Source organism: Lentzea albidocapillata subsp. violacea (assembly GCF_900100275.1).
GTDB lineage: Bacteria > Actinomycetota > Actinomycetes > Mycobacteriales > Pseudonocardiaceae > Lentzea > Lentzea violacea.
In genome coordinates this window covers 87,468-106,050 of the sequence record NZ_FNET01000003.1, presented here as the reverse complement: position 1 = coordinate 106,050, position 18,583 = coordinate 87,468, and the positions used below count along the sequence as shown (strand labels likewise).

Here is an 18,583-nt window from a genome sequence, read left to right as displayed (position 1 = left end):
GCACAAGGAGAGCGAATGCGCCTAGTTGGACCGCTTGCCGCGGCTGTCATCGCGCTGGGCAGCTTGACGGCATGCGACGCGATCCAGGGCGTCAGCAACACCGCGGACAAGGTGAAGCTGTGCGCCGACGCGATCTCGCTCGTGGGTTTCTCGCCGGACATGAGCGACCCGCAGAAGGCTCTGGAGGAAACCCAGGCCAAGGCGAAGGAGCTCGAGGCTCTCGCGAGCTCCGCGCCGGACGAGCAGGTGAAGAAGGCTCTCGAAGAGGCAGCCAACGGCATGCAGAACGTCAACTCCGCGGCGGACTGGGTGCAGCAGAAGGCCGATCTCGCCGCGAAGGTCTCCTCAGCCTGCGGCGGATGAGCACTTGAGCCCTGTTGCACATCTCCGGTGGCGGCCTACGCTTTGACGCGTTCATCGTGCCAAGCCTCACGCCGCACACCGGAGGTGTTGCAGCACCATGCAAGCAACAGTGGGTGACAGGCTCCACGTCCACAGCCGTTCCGTCGGCCTGGAGGAGCGTCTCGGAGAGATCCTCGAAGTGCGCGGGACCGACGGGCATCCGCCGTACCTCGTCCGCTTCAACGACGGCCACGAGGGCTTGGTGTTCCCCGGACCCGACTGCATCGTCGAGCCACGGGGCGCCATCTAGCCGTCGAGAACGGTGGCAATCAACTCCTCGGCGAGCTGAGGAGTCGCTGCCGCCACGCCTGACCACCGGTGGGTCAGGTCGGGCTCGAACGTGAACGGCCGCCCGTGCAGGTCGACCAGCACGCCGCCCGCGGCGGGCACGGTGACCAGTGCCGTCGCCAGGTCCATGATCCGGTGTGTGTCGCTGCCCGGATCGATGAAGGCGTCGACCGTGCCTTCCGCGACCAGCATGGTCTCCAGGCAGGTCGTGCACAGCACACGGATGCGGTCGGCGCTGTTCGCGATGCGCAGCCACGCGTCCTGAGTGCGCGTCTTGGGGCGCATCAGGCAGACGGACGCACCCTTCAGCGTCGTGCGTCCGGTGGTGCGGAACGACGTCGGCACTCCTGCGCGCGCGTGCCACGCACGGCCCGTGTCGAACCACGTCGTCAGAGCTTCTTTTGCCGTGCCGTCTTCGACGAGCGCACCGGCGAAGCACGAGAGAGGGACGCCGAACGCGGCGTTCGCGGACCCGTCGACCGGGTCGATGACAAGGGTGATCGCGGAGCCGTTGTCGACGAACCCGGCTTCCTCGGAGAGCAGGTTCACGCGACTGCGGTGGATGGACTCCAGGATCGCGTCCTCGACGATGCGATCAACGAGCATCGTCGGTGTTCCGTCGGCGCCGTCCGCCACTTCTTCGCGGAGTTCGAGGCGCGTGTGCAGAGATCGGGCACGCCCGTACGCCGCCGACGCCGCGCGGGCGGCGTCAGCGAGCGCAGGGTGCACGTCATCGGAGAGCTGTGGCTGGGGAACGTCCCATGGGATCAGCACGTTCCCCACCCTGCCACGAAAGACTCAGATCAGGCCGAGGCCCTTGACCGCGTCGCGCTCCTCGACCAGCTCGGCCACGGAGGCGTCGATCCGGCCGCGGGAGAACTCGTCGATCTCCAGGCCCTGGATGATCTCGTAGCTGCCGCCGGAGCACTTGACCGGGAACGACGAGATGATGCCCTCGGGCACGCCGTACGAGCCGTCCGACGGGATGGCCATCGAGGTCCACTCGGTGCCGTTGACCCAGTCGTAGACGTGGTCGATGGCGGCGTTCGCGGCCGACGCGGCGGAAGACGCGCCACGGGCCTCGATGATCGCCGCGCCGCGCTTGGCGACGGTCGGGATGAAGTCGTTCTCGAGCCACGCCTGGTCGTTCACGGCCTCGGCGGCGGTCTTGTCGCCCACCCTGGCGTGGAACAGGTCCGGATACTGGGTGGCCGAGTGGTTGCCCCAGATCGTCATGTTCTGGATGTCGGTGACCGCGACGCCCAGCTTCTTGGCGAGCTGCGACAGGGCGCGGTTGTGGTCCAGGCGCGTCATCGCGGTGAAGCGCTCACGCGGGACGTCCGGCGCGTGCTGCTGGGCGATGAGGGCGTTGGTGTTGGCCGGGTTGCCGACCACGAGGACCTTCACGTCGTCAGCGGCACCGGCGTTGATCGCCTCGCCCTGCGGCTTGAAGATGCCACCGTTGGCCTCGAGGAGGTCGCCGCGCTCCATGCCCTTGGTGCGGGGGCGGGCGCCGACGAGCAGGGCCACGTTCACGCCGTCGAACGCGGTCTTCGCGTCGTCGGTGATCGTGATTCCCCTGAGCAGCGGGAAGGCGCAGTCGTCCAGCTCCATCGCGGTGCCCTCGGCGGCCTTCAGCGCGGGGGTGATCTCCAGCAGCCGCAGGTTGACCGGGGTGTCCGGGCCGAGCAGGTGGCCGGAAGCGATGCGGAAGAGCAGTGCGTAGCCGATCTGGCCGGCTGCACCGGTGACAGTGACGTTCACGGGCGTGCGGGTCATGAGCCTTCCCGAATGACGATCGTCCTCGTTGACGTCGGGCAGGTCGCCCGGCGTCCCGCACGTTACCAACACGTGCCCGATGGCAGAGTGTGAGAGTGGACAACCTGGTCGAAGAGGTTGGCGAGGACTACGCCGACGCGAACCTGCACGGACAACACTGGGAGAAGCGGTCTTTCACCGACTGCGACTTCACCGAGGCGGACCTCCGCGAACTCGTCACGGCGGGGTGCACCTTCACCCGGTGCGACTTCAGCCGGACGGATCTCGGCGAGTCGAAGCACACCGCGACGGCGTTCCGGCAGTGCACCTTCGACCGCACGGTCCTGACCCGGTCGAGCTTCACCTCGTGCAGCCTGATGGGTTCGAACTTCGTCGACTGCGTGCTGCGGCCCGTCACCTTCACCGAGGTCGACTTCACGCTGGCGTCGTTCGCGAAGGCGCCGCTGTACGACCTGAAGCTGGCCGGTCAGCGGTTCCGCGAGACGAACCTCAGCGAGGCCGACCTGCGCAACACCGACCTGAGCCAGGCGGACCTGCTGGGCGCGCGGCTGCTCGACGCCAAGCTGGAGGGCGCGGACCTGCGCGGGGCGAAGGTGGACGCGAACGGGCTCCGGCAAGCCAAGCTCGCCGGAGCCCTGATCGACGTCGAGCAGGCGATCGCTTTCGCGGCCGCCTACGGACTAGTTGTCGGTTGATCCCGTGATCTCGACGAGGATTCCCTCGGCGACCATCTCCTCGACGGCCTTCGGCAGCAGGTAGGCCGTTCCGCCGCCCGGCTGCTCGAACCACGGCACGGCCACGCCGGTCAGCACCTCGAGCGGGCGGCGCAACCGGTACACGCGGTACGGGCGGTTGATCCACGACGGCACGAGGCTGCGTTCCGGGAACGGGGTGCCCGCCACGTAGACGAGGTTGCCGCTCTGGTCGCCGTAGCGGTCGACCTCGGTGCCCGCCGGCAGTTCGAACATCTGCTTGTGGCGGAACAACGTCAGCGGCGGCTCGCCCGCGAGCGGCGAGATCGGGAACTTCCGCTTCGACGGTTCCTCCTGCGCCACGGCGGCGGCGACCGGCGAGAGCGCCGGAGCCTGCTGTGGGGCGGGTGGCGGCGGAACCGGCTGCACCTGCGTCGGGGCGGCTGCCGGTGCCGGCATCGGCGCGGGCGGGACCTGCACCTGCGGTGGCAGCGGCGGGCGCTGCGGCGGAGCGGGACGGCGCGGCTCCTCGCGGAAGCCGTTGGTCATCGGCCGCTGCGGTGGCTGGGGCGTCCGCGGGGGGATCGTGCGGAAGTTGCCCAGCACCAGCCTGCCCACCAGGTACGCCGACGCGTCCTCGACCTTGTCGAACCGCACCGGGTTCTTGGGGCCGTGGTCGAACCAGCTGACCTCCCAGCTGTCGCCGTCGAGGCGCAGCGACCAGGTGCGGTCGGCGGGCTCGCCGCCGATCCGGAACACGCCGTGCGGCACGTTGAGGTCGTCCAGCGCACGGCGGGTGCCCGCCAGTTCGCGGTCCTCCTCCGGCGTGACCTGCCGCGGCGGCTTGACCGGTTCCGGTTCCGGTTCGGGCTCGGGTTCGGGCTCCGGTTCCGGTTCGGTCTCCTGGAACAGCGCCGCGTCGAACTGGGTGGTCTCCTCGGAACGCGTGGGCGCGGGAGCGGCGGGCAGGATCTCGGGCTCCGCGACCGGCTCCGGCTCGAAGTGCGAGTCGAGCCGCTGGTCGAACCTGTCGTCGAACTCCGGCTCGACCGCCGCCTCGAACGACGTCGTCGACTCGACCTCCTCCTCGGCGAGGTCCGGCTCGTCCTCGGCCGCGGGGACGACCGGGTGCTCCTCGGTGACCTCGGCCGGGCTCTCCAGAGGCTCGTCGAGGACCGGGCTCCACGCCATCGTGTCCTGCATGAGGTCGCGCGGACGTTCCTCGGTCTCGGCGTCCAGGTGGTCCGTGAGTTCCGCTTCGGCCTGGTGCGTGAGGAGCACCGGCTCGTCCGGCCCTGCGGTGGGGATCTCGGGTTCCTCGGCGACGTCCACGTCTTCGTGTTCGTCCAGGGCGGCCGTTTCGTTCGGCTCCTCGGCGACGAACTCCTCGACCGGCTCGGGAGCGACGTCCCGGACGGGCTGCCGGACGATCTCCGGTGCGGACTGCCGCACGGGCTCCGGCTCGTCCGCGAGCTCGCTCGGGTGCGGGGCGAAGAGGTCCATGCCCGCGCCGTACGTGTCGCGCAGGGTCCTCTCGTCGACCGTGTCCGCCACGCCGTCCGAGTCGAAGACGACCCGGTAGGGAGGACCGTCGCCGGCCAGCGGCGGCACGGCCACCGCGAGCGTCTCGCCCGGGTCGTCGGCCACGGGCTCCGGCGCGACCTGCGGTTGCACGGTCGTCACCTCGGCCGCGGTCGGCTCGGGGTACATCGGCTCGAAGTCGTACTCCTCCGGCCCGTCCTCGGCCTCGAACTTCGGGGCCGCGACGAACTGCGTCGCGGCCGCCGCGGGTGCGGGCTCCGGCTCCGGTTCGACCGGCGCCGGCACGACGGTGCCGGGAGGCGCGGCGGGAGCGCCCAGGTTCGCCGCGGCGCCGAGCCTCGACTCCTCGCTGACCTCGGGCAGGCCGAACCCGGCGGCACGCGCCCGTTCGACCAGCTCCGGCTCGGGCGGGACGCCGTACTTGCGCAGGTAGTACGAGACCCCGGCGGGCCAGATCCACACACCGTCCGTCTGGAACCCGGACGGCACGACCGGCGGCGCGTCCGGGTGCAGCACGTCGTTGTCGAAGCCGCGCCCGGCCACGGCGACCGGCGCGTTCGACAGGTACGCGAGCAGCGGCGCGACCTCGGGCTCCGGCACCGGCGGGCGGTTGACCGACGGACGGCCGTTCGGTCCGGCACCGTCGAACACACGAGCCGTGCGGAACACCGGCGTCGGCGGGTTCATCCTGCGGCGCAGCCAGTCCGGGATGTTCTCCTCGACACGCGGGAAGAACCGCATCTCGTCGACGTACGCCTGCTGGGGCGGGGGCGTCTGCCAGCTCGGCTCCGCGCGGTCGAAGTCGAGGTTGTAGCTGGAGGGGTGATCAAGCTGGTACCTGGCGTTGGTCCAGCTGCCCCGGCCCTCGCGATGCATGCCGGCCCGCAGCCGCGCGAACAGCGAGGCCACCTCCTGGGGCACCTGCCACGCGCGCTTGGATCCGTCCTGCAGCTTGAGTTCGGCCTCCAGTTCGAAGTACCGGCCGGTGGCGCGGTACTGCGCGATCACACTGCGCCAGTCCTCTGGTGCGGCCCGCATCAGAGTCAGGCCGATCTGCTTAACCAGAGCGTCCTGCTCGGTAGGGTTCAACGGCTTCGGCTCGGACACGCCAACATCTTCCCCCGCAACTCGCCGGATCGCACACGTCCCCCGCCACTGCGCCGAACGGTGGAGGCACGACCATAACGTGGTGGACGTGCAAGGTTAAAGCTGATCAAGAACACCTTTCACCTGTCTGGAGGCCATGTGACGCGGTCCGCGCAGGTGACCGGCGGTCTGCTGGCGGCGGCGGGCGGAGTGGCGATCGCGGTCCAGGCGCGCGTCAACGGATCACTCGCCCAATCACTGGGCAACGGCCTGCTGGCGGCGTTGGTCTCCTTCGCCGGAGGGTGGTTCGTGCTGCTCGCGGTGGTCCTGACGCGACAGTCCGGGCGGGACGGCCTGTCGCGACTGCGGGACGCGCTGCGCCGCCGCCGCATCCGCTGGTGGGAGTGCATCGGCGGTATCAGCGGCGCGGTGCTCGTGGGCTCCCAGGGACTCGCGGTCGCGACCATCGGTGTGGCGGTGTTCACGGTCGCGGTCGTGATCGGGCAGGTCGTGAGCAGCATGGTCATGGACAACCTCGGGGTCGGTCCCGGCGAGTCGAAGCCGTTTACGAAGACACGTGTCGCCGGAGCGGCCGTCGGTGTTATCGCGGTCACTGTCGCCGTGTCGCACCAGTTCACGTCGCCCGGCACGTTGTGGCTCGCGGTGCTGCCGCTGATCGCGGGCCTGCTGATGGGCTGGCAGCAGGCGGTGAACGGGCTGGTGCGCGAGGCCGCGGCTCACTCGATGGCGACGATCCTGGTGAACTTCAGCGTCGGCACGGTGGCGTTGTCGCTGGTCAACGCCGTGACGTGGAACGGCGTGCCCGGCGCGTTCCCCTCTGCCTGGTGGCTGTACCTCGGCGGGTTGCTGGGCATCGTCGGCGTGGGTGGCGCGATCATGTCGGTGCGGTTCATCGGCGTGCTGATGGTCGGGCTGTGCGCGGTGTGCGGCCAGCTCATCGGGGCCGTGCTGCTCGACGCGGTGAGCGGGCACCTGGCGTTGCCGACGGTGATCGGCGTGGTGCTGACGCTGGTGTCGGTGGGCGTCGCGGCCCTGCCCAATGGGAAGATGAGGACGTGACTGCGACGCTGCTCAACGGCAACGAAACCCGGAACGCGCTGTTCGAGGACCTGAAGGCGCGGGTAGCCGCGCTGCCCGGCTCCGTGGGCCTGGCCACCGTGCTGGTCGGCGACGACCCCGGCTCGCACTCGTACGTCAAGGGCAAGCACAGGGCGTGCGAGAAGGTCGGCATCAAGTCGATCCGGCGCGACCTGCCGGCGACGATCACGCAGCAGGAACTGGAAGCCGTCATCGACGAGCTGAACGCGAACCCCGAGGTCACCGCGTACATCGTCCAGCTGCCGCTGCCGAAGCACCTGAACGCGAACGCGATCCTGGAGCGCGTCGACCCGGCCAAGGACGGCGACGGCCTGCACCCCGTCAACCTCGGCAAGCTGGTGCTCGGCGAGGAGGCCGCGCTGCCCGCCACGCCGCGCGGCATCGTGGAGCTGCTGCGCCGCTACGACGTGCCGATCGCGGGCGCGAACGTCACCGTGATCGGCCGCGGTGTCACCGTGGGCCGCCCGATCGGCCTGCTGCTGACCCGCCGCTCCGAGAACGCCACCGTGACGCTGTGCCACACCGGCACCAAGGACCTCGCGGCGGAGGTGCGCCGGGCGGACATCGTGATCGCCGGTGCCGGCAGCCCCGGCCTGATCACCGCGGACATGGTCAAGCCGGGCGCGGCCGTGGTCGACGTCGGCATCACCCGCACGGAGGCCGGCCTGGTCGGCGACGTGGCCCCCGAGGTCCGCGAGGTCGCCGGCTGGCTCGCCCCGATCCCCGGCGGCTCGGGCCCCATGACGGTCGCGATGCTGCTGACCAACACCGTCGAAGCCGCCGAGCGCGCTCATGCAGCGGTCTGACGCCGAGGCGCTCATGCCGGAACAGCGCTGGCGCTCGGGCCCCGCGAAGCACCTGCCGTTCGCGCTGGTGCTCGGGGTCGGCGCGCTCGGGCTGGTACGGATCTTCCAGTACCACTGGCGGCAGGGCGCCGTACTGCTCGGCGTGTCGCTGCTGGTCGCGGCCGTGCTGCGGATCCTCGTGACCGACGAGCAGGCGGGTCTGATCAAGATCCGCGGCCGCGGCATGGACGCGTTCCTGTACTCGACGCTGGGCGTCGTGGTGATCGCCGTCGCACTGACGATCACCGGCGGCCCGCTGAGCCGTTAGTTCGGGCCGATAGCGCGGTTCACCATGACCTCGACCAGCTCGTCGAGGTCCATGGTGGCCACCACGTCCGGCAGCGTCAGCCGTTCGTAGATCAGTCCCGTCATCGCGAAGTACAGCGAGACGACGGTCATCCGGTCGCCCGGCAGCTCCGACTCCTCGTTGAACGCCACGTTGGCCTCGATGTTGTCGGCGATCGTCCTCGTGAGCGCCTTGCGGATCTCCGGCCTTCTCGTGGCCTCCAGCCGCAGCTCCATCATCGCGAGGTAGCAGGCCTTGTCGGCGTCCGCCCGCTTGATGATGTCGTGCATGAACTTCACCGTGAGCCGCTTGTCACGCGGGTGCGCCAGCGACTCCGCCACCGACTCGTCGGATGGCATGAGCCTCTCGTGCACCCTCGTCATCACCGCCGACATCAGCTCGTCGCGGTTCGCGAAGTAGTTCGACGCCGTGCCCGCCGGCACCTCCGCCTTCGCGTCGATCGCGCGGTACGTCAGCCCCCGCGCGCCCTCCTGCGCCAGGACGTCGATCGCCGCGTCCAGCAGTGCCGTGCGCCTTGCCTCGTTCCGGACCACGCCGCCTCCTCGACAACCACTACGGGCATAGTACTACAGTTGTCGTGGTTCGAACACAACTCAGGGGGTCTGTTTTGCGAAAGCTCGTGTACTACGTCGCCGTCACGCTCGACGGTTTCATCGCGGCCGAGGACGGGACCTTCGACGGGTTCATCTTCGAAGGCGACCACATGGCCGGCATCAACGCGCACTACCCGGAGACGCTGCCCACCCAGCTCCGCGAGCCGTTCGGCCTGGCGGACGCGCCCAACCAGCACTTCGACACCGTCCTGATGGGCCGCCACACCTACCAGGTCCCCGGCGGCCTGGCCTCGCCCTACGCGCACCTGCGCCAGTTCGTCGTGTCCACCCGGGTGACCGACACCCCGTCCGAAGTCGAGGTGATCAGCTCCGATGTCCTCGGCCGCGTGCGGTCACTCAAGGCGGAGGACGGCCTCGACGTCTGGCTGTGCGGCGGCGGCAAGCTGGCCGCCGAACTGCTGCCCGAGATCGACCGGCTGCTGCTCAAGATCCACCCCGTGGTGTTCGGGCGTGGTATCCCGCTGTTCGACGGAAAAGCCGACATCAGGAAGTTCCAGCGCACGGATGCGCGGCTGTTCGAGAGCGGAGTTTCGTTCATGACTTACGACCGCGTTTAAGAAATTGATTGACGGCAGGCAGTGCCCGCCGTAATACTTGTGCCACATACCAAGCCGAAGGGGACAGTCATGACGAGCCGGGAGATGCGAGGCCTGCGATTCAGCAGCGTCGTCGCCTGCGTGCGCTCCTCGCGACCGTTCTCGCAGGTGAGCTCCTTGTAGTGGCATGAGCATCAAGGCCACTCAGGGAGCCGCCCATCGGGAAACCGATCAGGGCGGCTCTCTTTGTTTGCCGTGCATTTCAATTCTTGCCCTTGTAGCTCAATGGAGAGAGTGCGGCGCTACGAACGCCGAGATTCAGGTTCGACTCCTGGCAGGGGTACTCACGGGTGCGAGGGAGACGGCAACCCACCTCATTTGGGATGAGGACACACCGCGTTCGACTCGCGGGCATCCGACGGAAAAGCGACTTGTTCCAGTCCTCTGAAGTGCTGGCGGCGGCACGCCCGACTGTTACGCGGGAGGACCAGGTTCGAATCCTGGCAGGGGAACTCAGCGGAAGTCCCGTGACTTCGACGGGATGCGCAGATCCAGGTGCTGCAACCGGTCCGCCAGCAGGCTGACCACGCCGTCGGCCGATTCCACCACGCCGCGCACGAGCATCGCGCCACTGCCGCGCGCCACCCGCCGGTACCGGGCCCACAACCCCGGCGAGCACACGACGTTCACCATTCCCGTCTCGTCCTCGATGTTGAGGAACGTGACGCCGCCCGCCGTCGCCGGCCGTTGCCGGTGTGTCACCGCGCCGCCGATCAGCACCCGTGTGCCGGGTTCGGCCGAGGCGAGCGCGTCCACCGGCAACGCACCCATCGAGTCCAAAGTGGACCTGACGAACTGGGTGGGGAAGCTGTCCGGGGACAGGCCCGTGGCCCAGACGTCCGCCACCGCCAGTTCGACGTCGTCCATGCCCGGCAACGCGGGTGCGTCGACGCCGACCACGGTGCCGGGCAGGCGATCGGACCGGATCGCGGCCACCGCGCCGGCCGCCCAGAGCGCCTCGCGGCGTTCCAGACCGAAGCAGGAGAAGGCGCCCGCCGTGGCGAGAGCCTCCACCTGGGCCGCGGTGAGCTGCACTCGGGTGCCGAAGTCCTCCATGTCGCGGAACGGTTGCGCGGCAACGATCCGCTCGGCATCAGCGTCGCCGATGCCGCGGACGGCGGACAAACCGATGCGGACGGCGTTCTTGCCCTCGAACGGTTCCAGGCCCGCCCAGGGAAGCGACCTGTTCACGCACGGACCGTGTGCCGTCACGCCGTGGCGGCGGGCGTCGATCACCAGCGACTGCGGCGAGTAGAAGCCCATCGGCTGAGCTCGGAGCAGGGCCGCGCAGAACGCCGCCGGGTGGTAGAGCTTGAACCACGCGCTCACGAACACCAGGTGCGCGAACGACAGGGCGTGCGACTCGGGGAAGCCGAAGTTGGCGAACGCCAGCAGTTTCGCGTAGATGCGCCCGGCCAGCTCCTCGTTGATGCCCTGGGCGGCGCAGCCCTCGTAGAAGCGGTCGCGCAGACGTTCCATGCGGGCGGTCGAACGCTTGGCGCCCATCGCGCGGCGCAGTTCGTCGGCCTCGGCGGCGGTGAAGCCGGCCACGTCGACCGCGATCTGCATGAGCTGTTCCTGGAACAACGGCACGCCATAGGTCTTCTTGAGCGCGTTCTCCAGCAACGGGTGGTCGTAGTCCCACTCCTCCTGCTTGTTGCGGCGCCGGATGTACGGGTGCACCGAGCCGCCCTGGATCGGGCCCGGCCTGATCAGCGCGACCTCGACGACCAGGTCGTAGAACTCGCGCGGCTTCAGGCGCGGCAACGTCGCCATCTGCGCGCGGCTCTCCACCTGGAAGACACCGACCGAGTCGGCCTTCTGCAACATCTCGTAGACGCGCTGGTCGTTGAGGTCGAGCCGGCCGATGTCGACGTCGACGCCCTCGTGGTCGCGGACGAGGTCGATGGCGTAGTGCAGCGCGGAGAGCATGCCGAGGCCGAGCAGGTCGAACTTCACCAGGCCGATGGACGCGCAGTCGTCCTTGTCCCACTGCAGGACCGTGCGCTTGTCCATGCGTGCCTTCTCCACCGGGCACACCTCGCTGACGGCGCGGTCGCAGATCACCATGCCGCCGGAGTGGATGCCGAGGTGGCGCGGGAAGTTCTCCAGCTGCGCGGACAGTTCCAGCACGTCCCGCGGGATGTCGCAGTCGTCGGTGGTGGTGCCGAGCGGCCCCCACCTGTCTATCTGCTTGCTCCACGCGTCCTGCTGGCCCGGCGAGTGGCCGAGCGCGCGGGCCATGTCACGCACCGCGGAACGGGCGCGGTAGGTGATGACGTTCGCGACCTGCGCCGCGTGCCTGCGGCCGTACTTCGCGTAGACGTGCTGGATGACCTCCTCGCGCCGGTCGGACTCGATGTCGACGTCGATGTCGGGCGGGCCGTCGCGGGCGGGGGCGAGGAACCGTTCGAAGAGCAGGTCGAAGCGGACCGCGTCGACGTTGGTGATGCCGAGCGCGAAGCACACCGCGGAGTTCGCCGCGCTGCCCCTGCCCTGGCAGAGGATGTCGTTGCGCTTGCAGAAGTCCACGATGTCGTGCACGACGAGGAAGTAGCCGGGGAAGCCGAGCTGTTCGATGATCCTCAGTTCGTGCTCGATCTGCCGGAACGCCTTCTCGTCATTGTCGGGGTACCGCTGCCGCGCGCCCTCGTAGGTGAGCTCGCGCAGCCAGGTGATCTCGGTGTGGCCGCGCGGCACGTCGAACGGCGGCAGCTTCGGCGCGACCAGCCGCAGGTCGAACGCCAGTTGCATGCCGAGCAACGCGGCGTTGTGCACGGCGCCGGGGAAACGGCGGAACCGGTGGAACATCTCCTCACCGCTGCGCAGGAACGCGGCGGGTGACGGCGGCAGCCAGCCCGCCATGTCGTCGAGGCTGCTTCGTGCGCGCACGGCGGCCATCGCGGCGGCCAGCCTGCCACGGCTCGGGGTCGCGTAGTGCACCGCATTCGTTGCCACGACAGGGAGTTGCAGCTTCTGCGCCATCGCGTTGAGGATGTCGTTGCGCCGGCTGTCCTCGGGCAGGCCGTGGTCGGTCAGCTCGACGTGGACGCGTCCCTTGCCGAACAGGTCGGTGAGCCGGACGATCTCCTCGAACGCCGCCTCCGGGCCTTCTCTCACCAGCGCCCGGCGCACGGTTCCCTTGCGGCAGCCCGTGAGCACCACGACGTCGCCCTTGGTGTCGGCGACGATCTGGTCGATGTCGTAGACGGGCTTGCCCTTCTCGGCGTTGTCGTCGAGGTGGCCGGTGGTGAGCGTGCGGCACAGCGCGTGGTAGCCGTCCTGTTGGCGTGCCAGGAGAAGCAGGTGGTCGCCCTCGGGATCCGGTTCGCCGTTGGCGGGCTTGCTCAGTCCGATGCTCAGCTCGGCACCGAACACCGTGTGCATGCCCAGTTCCTTGGCCGCCTCGGCGAACCGCACGACGCCGTACATGCCGTCGTGGTCGGTGATCGCGATGGCGTCGAGCTTGAGCCGCTGCGCCTCCTCGACCAGTTCCTCGGGGTGGCTCGCGCCGTCGAGCCAGCTGAAGTTGGAGTGGCAGTGCAGCTCCGCGTACGGGACGCGCTTGCGGGTGGCCGCCATCTCGTCCGCGTGCAGCGCGAAACCCGGTGGGGCGGCGTAGCGGTCGCGGTGTCTTCCCCACCCCGGACCGTCGCCGCCGTCGGGTTTCTGCTCGTAGGGCTTGCCGGACAGCGCCCGTTCCAGCTCCCGCCAGCGGACCGGTGGGTTATTCCAGCCCATCGGCTTCCCTGCGCGGCAACGGGATCAGGGTCTCCAGCAGATCCCAGTACTCGTCGTGCATCAGTCGTACACCCCTTCCAGAAACCACCTCTGGTCCCTGCGGATCAGCAGGAACGCCTGGTCGTTGGTCTGCACCTGGATCCGCGCGGCCCGGTGCGGGTCCGGCGCCCACCACCGCTCGTCGACCGGCCACGGCCCGGCCCACGCGGTGATCTCGCGCGTTCTTCCCCTGACGGTCAGGTTCTTCGGCTTCGCGGTGAGTTCGAGCCTGCCGGTCACGCCGACCTCCGCACCTTCGGAGTCCTTCAGTTCCGCGGGGTCGTCGGCGAGCGTCGCGGGCGCCCTGGTCAGCCGGCCGGGCCACGGGTGGTCCGGGTGCGCGGCCGGGGTTCGCTCGTCACCCCACGGCACGAGCCTGACCTGCTCCTTCGGTCCCCTGCCGCCGTCGATGACCCCGGTGAGCACGCCGTCCGGGCCGAGTAACCCCTGGACGTGCAGCAACGCCCGCACCGCGCGTTCGTCGTCGTGGCCCCACAACCCGAGCTGGAGCGCGGTGCCGTTGACGACCTCGACCGGTTCGAGGGTGAGCGTGCGGATGCCGGAGGTGAGGCGTTCGCGGGTGAGCCAGCCGTCGAGCTGCCAGCGCACCCGGTCCGCGATCCCCCTCGGTGTCAGCGGTTCCGCGGCCCGCCACACCCGGCCCAGCTCCTCGTCGTTCTCGGTGCGGGCGTGGATGCCGAGCCGCGTGCACGCGAGACCGCGGGCCGCGAGGTTCTCGTGCAGCCGTTCCGAGAGGATCTTCGCGGCGAACGCTGCCGCGTCGATCCGCTCGACCGGTTCGTCGAAGGTCTCGGTGACCGCCAGCTCCGGCGCGGGCCTGCGCTTGTCGAGCGGACGTTCGGGCAACCCGCGCGCCAGCCGGTGCTGCCTCGTCGCCGGCCCGCCGAACCGGGACGCCACCGCGTTCTCCGGCACCTCCGCGAACGCGCCGAGCGTCTTCAGCCCGAGCCTCCTGAGCAGGTCGACCAGCTCCGGGGCGTCGAGTTCGTGCACTCCCAGCGGTCCGAGGAACTCCGCGGTCCGCTCCGGTGGCACGATCACGTTGCGGTGCGCGGCTTTCGTGGCCCCGAACAGACTGTCGGCCACGCCGACCTGCGCCTCCGTCCCGGTGCGGCTCGCGACGTGGTCGACGATCCGTTCGGCCGCCTGCTCGGCGGTCCCGAAGTAGCCGACCGGGCCCCGTGCCGGCACCGCGACCAGGCCGGGCTGCACGACCTCGATGCCGGGCGCGAGCTCCTCGACGGCCTCCGCCACCGGCTCGAAGAACCGGGCGTCGCGCTGCGGGTCGTGCTCGAAGGTGATCAGCTCCGGGCACATCGCCTCGGCCGCGCGTCTGCGCATGGCCCGCCGGATCCCCTCCTTGCGCGCCACGGCCGAGGTGGACACGATCTCGTTGCCGTCGACCACCGCCACCGGCACGTGCGGGGCGGTGCCGGTGGCGGCGCAGGCGGCGATGACGGGCCAGTCGGGGCACCAGACCGCGAGCAGACGCGTGTCCTTCATGCCGGCGGGCCCTTCCGCGCCAGCCTGACCAGGCGCTCGACCGCCTCCGTCCGCCTCACGGCGGCACTGTCCGCCCGCTTGGCGGCCAGTTCGTCGGCCCGGCCCGGACCGGCATCAGCCGGCTCGTCGGAGCGGGCCGGTCCACCGGCCACCAGCGGGAGCTCGATCTCTTCCGCACCGAACGTCAGCAACGCGTGCTTGGCCTGCCCGGCCGAGCCACGGCCGCCGCTGCGCACGGTGATCTGCTGACGCCGCAACGTTTCCGCGCCGTCGTCCAGGGCGTTCCAGCTCACGGACTCCGCGGTCAGCGCCACGTCGGCCGACGGCCAGGTGCCGCAGGCGATGAGCACGGCGCGGCGCTGGCGGGCGCGGGCCGTCAGGCGGCGAGCCAGTGAGGGGGGTAGCGGGCAGGCGACGGCCACCAGGTCCATGCCGTCGAGCAGGGCCGCGATGACCGGGCCCGGATCGGAACCCGGACGTGGGACCAGCGCCAGGCGCTGCACCGCCACGCCCAGTTCGGCCGCGGCCAGCACCCCGATCTGGGGCAGGCCGACCACGGCGGCCCAGCAGCCGTCGGCGGTCGCGCCCGCCAGGAGGGCGAGCAGCAACGATGTCGATCCGCCCACCGACACCGTGCTGCCCCGCCGCAAGCCGCCCCACGGGAGCAGGCCCGCCAGTTCCCCGCGAACCGGCAGGACCCGCCCCGTGGCATGGTCGGTGGTGGTGCTGGTCAGCTCGCTGGCCGGGTTCACCCCGAGCGCGGCCAACGACGCCGTTGCCGACCTGGACACTCCACCCACCTCCCGTCACGGACCGTGCGCACCCCTGTGCACGACCGCCGAGGGAAGTTCGGCGACTTGCTTATTCGAACTCCTGTTCGAACGAACGAGATGATCGTAGCGCGTGGACACACCCTTCTGTCAACGCCGGGGCGTCACCCTTTTGGTGGACACGGTCACACGCGTCCGGAAGGTCATCTACGGTGCCTTCAGCGCTACTGGGAACTGGGGAAACAGTGAACCAACCACCTCCGCACGGCTGGCATCGGCAACCACCGCAGCAGGGCTGGCCGCAACAGCAACAGCCAGGCTGGCAGCAGCCTGGCTGGGGTCCTCCGCAGCCACCCAAGAAGAGCAAGGCACCGCTGGTCGTCGGCCTCGTCGCCGGGGTGCTGGTGCTCGCCGGCGTCATCACGGGGCTCGTGCTGTACCTCGACGTCAACAAGGACAGCGGCACCAGCAAGCGCGCCGACAAGCTGCCCTCGATGTGCGGCAACATCTCCGAGGCCGCGCTCGCCAAGGCGCGCACGACGAACCCGAACGGCCTGGGCTCACGCGAGACGAAACTGTCGGAAGGCACGCGCACGAGCTGCTCGTGGAACCAGACCAAGGGCGTCGACGGCTCCGGTGTGCGCAGCAGCAACGTCTACGTCTCCAGCGGGCAGGAGCAGGCGGAGACCGACTTCGACCGGGTCGTCGCGCAGAACATGGCCAACAACCAGGGCACACCGCAGCAGAAGCCGCTCGAAGGGCTCGGTGACGAGGCCACGGCCGTGCTGGTGGAGACGAAGTCGGCGTTCACCGAGATCTCGATCATCGTGCGCAAGGGTGACGCCGTCGTCGAGGTCGATCTCTCCGGCTGGGACGCGGGCATCTTCACCAACGCCAAGCCCGACGTCGCGGAGCTCGAAGCCGCCGCGAGGGGCATGGCCGAGGAGATGGTCGCGAAGCTCTGACGAAAAAGCGCCGCTCCCCCGACGGAAGCGGCGCTCTTCTCAGCAACGAGGCTCAGTGGGCGAAGTGACGCGTGCCCGTCAGGTAGAGCGTGATGCCCGCCTGCTCGGCCCTGGCGATGACCTCGGGGTCGCGCACCGAACCGCCGGGCTGCACGACCGCGCGCACGCCGGCCTCCAGCAGCACCTCGAGGCCGTCCGGGAACGGGAAGAACGCGTCGGAGGCACCGACCGCGCCCTTGGCCCGCTCACCGGCGCGCTTCACCGCGAGGTGCGACGAGTCGACCCGGTTGACCTGGCCCATGCCGACGCCGACGGTGGCACCGTCGTTCGCCAGCAGGATCGCGTTCGACTTCACCGCGCGGATCGCGCGCCACGCGAACTCGAGGTCCGCCAGCGTCTTCTCGTCCGCGGGCTTGCCGCACGCGAGCGTCCAGTTCTCGGGCGAGTCACCGGAGGCGTCGATGGCGTCGCGCTGCTGCAGCAGCAGGCCGCCGGACACCGGGCGCATCTCGGCGCCGGCCCTGGAGGGCGCCTCGGCCACGAGGATGCGCACGTTCTTCTTGCGCTGCAACACCTCGACCGCACCGTCCGCATAGGACGGAGCGATGACGACCTCGGTGAAGATCTCCGAGACGAACTCGGCCATCTCCACGGTGACCTCGCGGTTCGCCGCGATGATGCCGCCGAACGCGCTGACCGGGTCGCACTCGTGCGCCTTGCGGTGCGCGTCCGCGATGCTCAGCTCGGACACCGCGATGCCGCACGGGTTGGCGTGCTTGATGATCGCGACGCACGGCAGTTCGTGGTCCCACGCGGCACGCCAGGCGGCGTCGCCGTCGAGGTAGTTGTTGTACGACATCTCCTTGCCGTGCAACTGCTTCGCCGACGCCAGGCCGGTGCGGCCGTCGCCCTGCGTGTAGATCGCGGCGCTCTGGTGCGGGTTCTCGCCGTAGCGCAGCACGTTCGACCGGTTCCAGGTCGCGCCGACCCAGACAGGAAAGTCGGAGCCCTCGACAGCGTCTTCAGCGGGCGCCAGCTGGTTGCCCATCCACGAAGCCACTGCCACGTCGTAGGAAGCGGTGTGGCGGAACGCGTCGGCGGCCAGGCGCTGACGGTCGGCCAGGGTGAAGCCGCCCTCGCGGACGTTCTCCAGCACCCAGTCGTAGCGGGCCGGGTCGACGACGACCGCGACGTTCGCGTGGTTCTTCGCCGACGCGCGGACCATCGCGGGGCCGCCGATGTCGATCTGCTCGACGCACTCGTCCTGGGAAGCACCCGAGGCGACGGTCTGCGTGAACGGGTACAGGTTCACGACCAGCAGATCGAACGGCGCGATGTCCATCTCGCGCAGCTGCTGGACGTGCGAGTCCTTGCGCAGGTCGGCCAGCAGACCGGCGTGCACGCGCGGGTGCAGCGTCTTCACGCGGCCGTCGAGGCACTCGGGGAACCCGGTGACCTGCTCGACCGGCGTCACGGGGACGCCCGCGTTCGCCAGCACCTTCGCGGTGCCGCCGGTGGACACGATCTCGACTCCGGCCGCGTGCAGGCCGGTGGCCAGTTCCAGCAGGCCGGCCTTGTCGGAGACCCCGATCAGGGCCCGGCGGACCGGTCGCCTCTCGGCAGGAGTGGTCACGGAATGCTCACCTTTCGTCCGTTCACGGTGCAGCCCTCGCGGGCGAGCCGGCCGACTGTCTCGACGAGCAGCCGGCGTTCGACGACCTTGATGCGTTCGTGCAGGGTGTCCTCGGTATCGCCGGGTTCGACGACCACGGCCTCCTGCACGAGGATCGGCCCGGTGTCGACGCCCGCGTCGACCAGGTGCACCGTCGATCCGGTGACGTGCACGCCGTAGGCCAGCGCGTCACGGATGGCGTGGGCGCCGGGGAAGGCCGGCAGCAGCGCGGGGTGGGTGTTGATCATCCGGCCGCCGAAGCGGGCGAGGAACTGCTCGCCGATGATCTTCATGAAGCCGGCGGACACGACCAGGTCGGGCTCGTACGACGCGACCGCCTCGGTCAGCGCCGCGTCCCAGGCCGTGCGGTCGGCGTGGTCGCGCAGCTTCACGACGAAGTGGGGCACCCCCGCGCGTTCGGCGCGCTTGAGGCCCTCGATGTTCTCGCGGTCGGCGCCGACGGCGACCACCTCGATGGGCAGGTCGGCGTCCAGCAACGCCTGCATGAGGGTTCCGGAACCGGAGACGAGTACGACGACGCGCGCCGGTGTGGGAAGCCGAAGTTCGGTGCTCAGCGTCTACTCCTGGTCGTTGCAGCAGCT

Annotated in this window: 17 protein-coding genes and 2 tRNA genes; 10 read left to right on the top strand and 9 right to left on the bottom strand. The window is 69.9% G+C overall.

Annotation, left to right across the window (positions count from 1 at the left end):
• Positions 1 to 15 precede the first annotated feature (15 nt).
• Complete coding sequence (locus BLR21_RS08350; protein WP_090005251.1) at positions 16 to 363, top strand: hypothetical protein; 348 nt, start codon at positions 16 to 18, stop codon at positions 361 to 363.
• A 97-nt stretch (positions 364 to 460) separates the two neighbouring features.
• Entirely contained in the window at positions 461 to 652 is a 192-nt protein-coding gene (locus BLR21_RS08345; protein WP_090005250.1) for a DUF1918 domain-containing protein, read from the top strand.
• Here the strand turns inward: BLR21_RS08345 and BLR21_RS08340 are convergent.
• Together BLR21_RS08340 and BLR21_RS08335 are read right to left on the bottom strand one after the other, a co-directional pair.
• On the bottom strand, positions 649 to 1,464 hold the full coding sequence (locus BLR21_RS08340; protein WP_090005598.1) for an inositol monophosphatase family protein: 816 nt from the start codon (positions 1,462 to 1,464) through the stop codon (positions 649 to 651). The genes BLR21_RS08345 and BLR21_RS08340 overlap by 4 nt on opposite strands.
• Before the next feature lie 24 nt (positions 1,465 to 1,488).
• Positions 1,489 to 2,469 (bottom strand): malate dehydrogenase, encoded by a 981-nt coding sequence (locus tag BLR21_RS08335; RefSeq protein ID WP_090005249.1) that lies wholly within the window; start codon positions 2,467 to 2,469, stop codon positions 1,489 to 1,491.
• Positions 2,470 to 2,564: 95 nt separating this feature from the next.
• On the opposite strand from BLR21_RS08335, the gene BLR21_RS08330 reads away from it, so the two are divergent.
• Positions 2,565 to 3,164, top strand: coding sequence for a pentapeptide repeat-containing protein (locus BLR21_RS08330; protein WP_420843864.1), 600 nt, complete (start codon positions 2,565 to 2,567; stop codon positions 3,162 to 3,164).
• Here the strand turns inward: BLR21_RS08330 and BLR21_RS08325 are convergent.
• Positions 3,150 to 5,810, bottom strand: coding sequence for a TNT domain-containing protein (locus BLR21_RS08325; RefSeq protein ID WP_090005248.1), 2,661 nt, complete (start codon positions 5,808 to 5,810; stop codon positions 3,150 to 3,152). The genes BLR21_RS08330 and BLR21_RS08325 overlap by 15 nt on opposite strands.
• Before the next feature lie 138 nt (positions 5,811 to 5,948).
• Between BLR21_RS08325 and BLR21_RS08320 the strand changes: the two genes are divergently transcribed.
• The 3 genes from BLR21_RS08320 to BLR21_RS08310 are packed head-to-tail and all read left to right on the top strand — an operon-like array spanning position 5,949 to position 8,021.
• On the top strand, positions 5,949 to 6,869 hold the full coding sequence (locus tag BLR21_RS08320) for a DMT family transporter (RefSeq protein WP_256334558.1): 921 nt from the start codon (positions 5,949 to 5,951) through the stop codon (positions 6,867 to 6,869).
• Positions 6,866 to 7,714 (top strand): bifunctional methylenetetrahydrofolate dehydrogenase/methenyltetrahydrofolate cyclohydrolase, encoded by an 849-nt coding sequence (locus tag BLR21_RS08315; protein ID WP_090005246.1) that lies wholly within the window; start codon positions 6,866 to 6,868, stop codon positions 7,712 to 7,714. The genes BLR21_RS08320 and BLR21_RS08315 overlap by 4 nt, the downstream gene beginning before the upstream one ends.
• A gap of 13 nt (positions 7,715 to 7,727) precedes the next feature.
• On the top strand, positions 7,728 to 8,021 hold the full coding sequence (locus BLR21_RS08310; RefSeq protein WP_090005596.1) for a DUF3017 domain-containing protein: 294 nt from the start codon (positions 7,728 to 7,730) through the stop codon (positions 8,019 to 8,021).
• Here the strand turns inward: BLR21_RS08310 and BLR21_RS08305 are convergent.
• Entirely contained in the window at positions 8,018 to 8,593 is a 576-nt protein-coding gene (locus tag BLR21_RS08305) for a TetR/AcrR family transcriptional regulator (protein WP_090005245.1), read from the bottom strand. The genes BLR21_RS08310 and BLR21_RS08305 overlap by 4 nt on opposite strands.
• Positions 8,594 to 8,667: 74 nt before the next feature.
• Here BLR21_RS08305 and BLR21_RS08300 point away from each other — a divergent pair, with 74 nt between their 5' ends.
• The 3 genes from BLR21_RS08300 (at position 8,668) to BLR21_RS08290 (ending at position 9,722) form a co-directional block, all read left to right on the top strand.
• A complete protein-coding gene (locus tag BLR21_RS08300) occupies positions 8,668 to 9,231 on the top strand; it encodes a dihydrofolate reductase family protein (protein WP_090005244.1) in 564 nt (187 codons plus the stop codon).
• A 250-nt stretch (positions 9,232 to 9,481) separates the two neighbouring features.
• Positions 9,482 to 9,553 (top strand) — tRNA-Arg (locus tag BLR21_RS08295).
• A 97-nt stretch (positions 9,554 to 9,650) separates the two neighbouring features.
• Positions 9,651 to 9,722 (top strand) — tRNA-Asn (locus tag BLR21_RS08290).
• A gap of 1 nt (position 9,723) precedes the next feature.
• On the opposite strand, the gene BLR21_RS08285 is transcribed toward BLR21_RS08290, so the two are convergent.
• From BLR21_RS08285 to BLR21_RS08275, 3 genes are read right to left on the bottom strand one after another with little or no spacing between them, the layout of a single operon-like run.
• A complete protein-coding gene (locus BLR21_RS08285) occupies positions 9,724 to 13,011 on the bottom strand; it encodes an error-prone DNA polymerase (RefSeq protein WP_090005243.1) in 3,288 nt (1,095 codons plus the stop codon).
• 60 nt (positions 13,012 to 13,071) lie between these two features.
• The gene (locus BLR21_RS08280) at positions 13,072 to 14,574 is read right to left on the bottom strand and encodes a DNA polymerase Y family protein (protein ID WP_176929537.1); all 1,503 of its coding nucleotides are present in this window, start codon (positions 14,572 to 14,574) and stop codon (positions 13,072 to 13,074) included.
• Positions 14,571 to 15,365, bottom strand: a complete 795-nt coding sequence (locus BLR21_RS08275; RefSeq protein ID WP_176929536.1) for a hypothetical protein — start codon at positions 15,363 to 15,365, stop codon at positions 14,571 to 14,573. Before BLR21_RS08275 ends, BLR21_RS08280 begins: the two co-directional genes overlap by 4 nt.
• A gap of 224 nt (positions 15,366 to 15,589) precedes the next feature.
• On the opposite strand from BLR21_RS08275, the gene BLR21_RS08270 reads away from it, so the two are divergent.
• Positions 15,590 to 16,309, top strand: coding sequence for a hypothetical protein (locus tag BLR21_RS08270; protein WP_143027655.1), 720 nt, complete (start codon positions 15,590 to 15,592; stop codon positions 16,307 to 16,309).
• A gap of 52 nt (positions 16,310 to 16,361) precedes the next feature.
• On the opposite strand, the gene purH is transcribed toward BLR21_RS08270, so the two are convergent.
• Entirely contained in the window at positions 16,362 to 17,942 is a 1,581-nt protein-coding gene (gene purH, locus BLR21_RS08265) for a bifunctional phosphoribosylaminoimidazolecarboxamide formyltransferase/IMP cyclohydrolase (RefSeq protein WP_090005241.1), read from the bottom strand.
• Positions 17,939 to 18,556: a phosphoribosylglycinamide formyltransferase gene (gene purN / locus BLR21_RS08260; RefSeq protein WP_090005240.1), complete on the bottom strand. Its 618-nt coding sequence runs from the start codon at positions 18,554 to 18,556 to the stop codon at positions 17,939 to 17,941. The genes purH and purN overlap by 4 nt, the downstream gene beginning before the upstream one ends.
• Positions 18,557 to 18,583 lie beyond the last annotated feature (27 nt).

Excerpts from the sequence above, each read along its gene's own strand:
- BLR21_RS08350 (WP_090005251.1), top strand. The coding sequence starts at position 16 with ATGCGCCTAGTTGGACCGCTTGCCGCGGCTGTCATCGCGCTGGGCAGC.
- BLR21_RS08345 (WP_090005250.1), top strand. The coding sequence starts at position 461 with ATGCAAGCAACAGTGGGTGACAGGCTCCACGTCCACAGCCGTTCCGTC.
- BLR21_RS08335 (WP_090005249.1), bottom strand. The coding sequence starts at position 2,469 with ATGACCCGCACGCCCGTGAACGTCACTGTCACCGGTGCAGCCGGCCAG.
- BLR21_RS08310 (WP_090005596.1), top strand. The coding sequence starts at position 7,728 with ATGCCGGAACAGCGCTGGCGCTCGGGCCCCGCGAAGCACCTGCCGTTC.
- BLR21_RS08285 (WP_090005243.1), bottom strand. The coding sequence starts at position 13,011 with ATGGGCTGGAATAACCCACCGGTCCGCTGGCGGGAGCTGGAACGGGCG.
- BLR21_RS08280 (WP_176929537.1), bottom strand. The coding sequence starts at position 14,574 with ATGAAGGACACGCGTCTGCTCGCGGTCTGGTGCCCCGACTGGCCCGTC.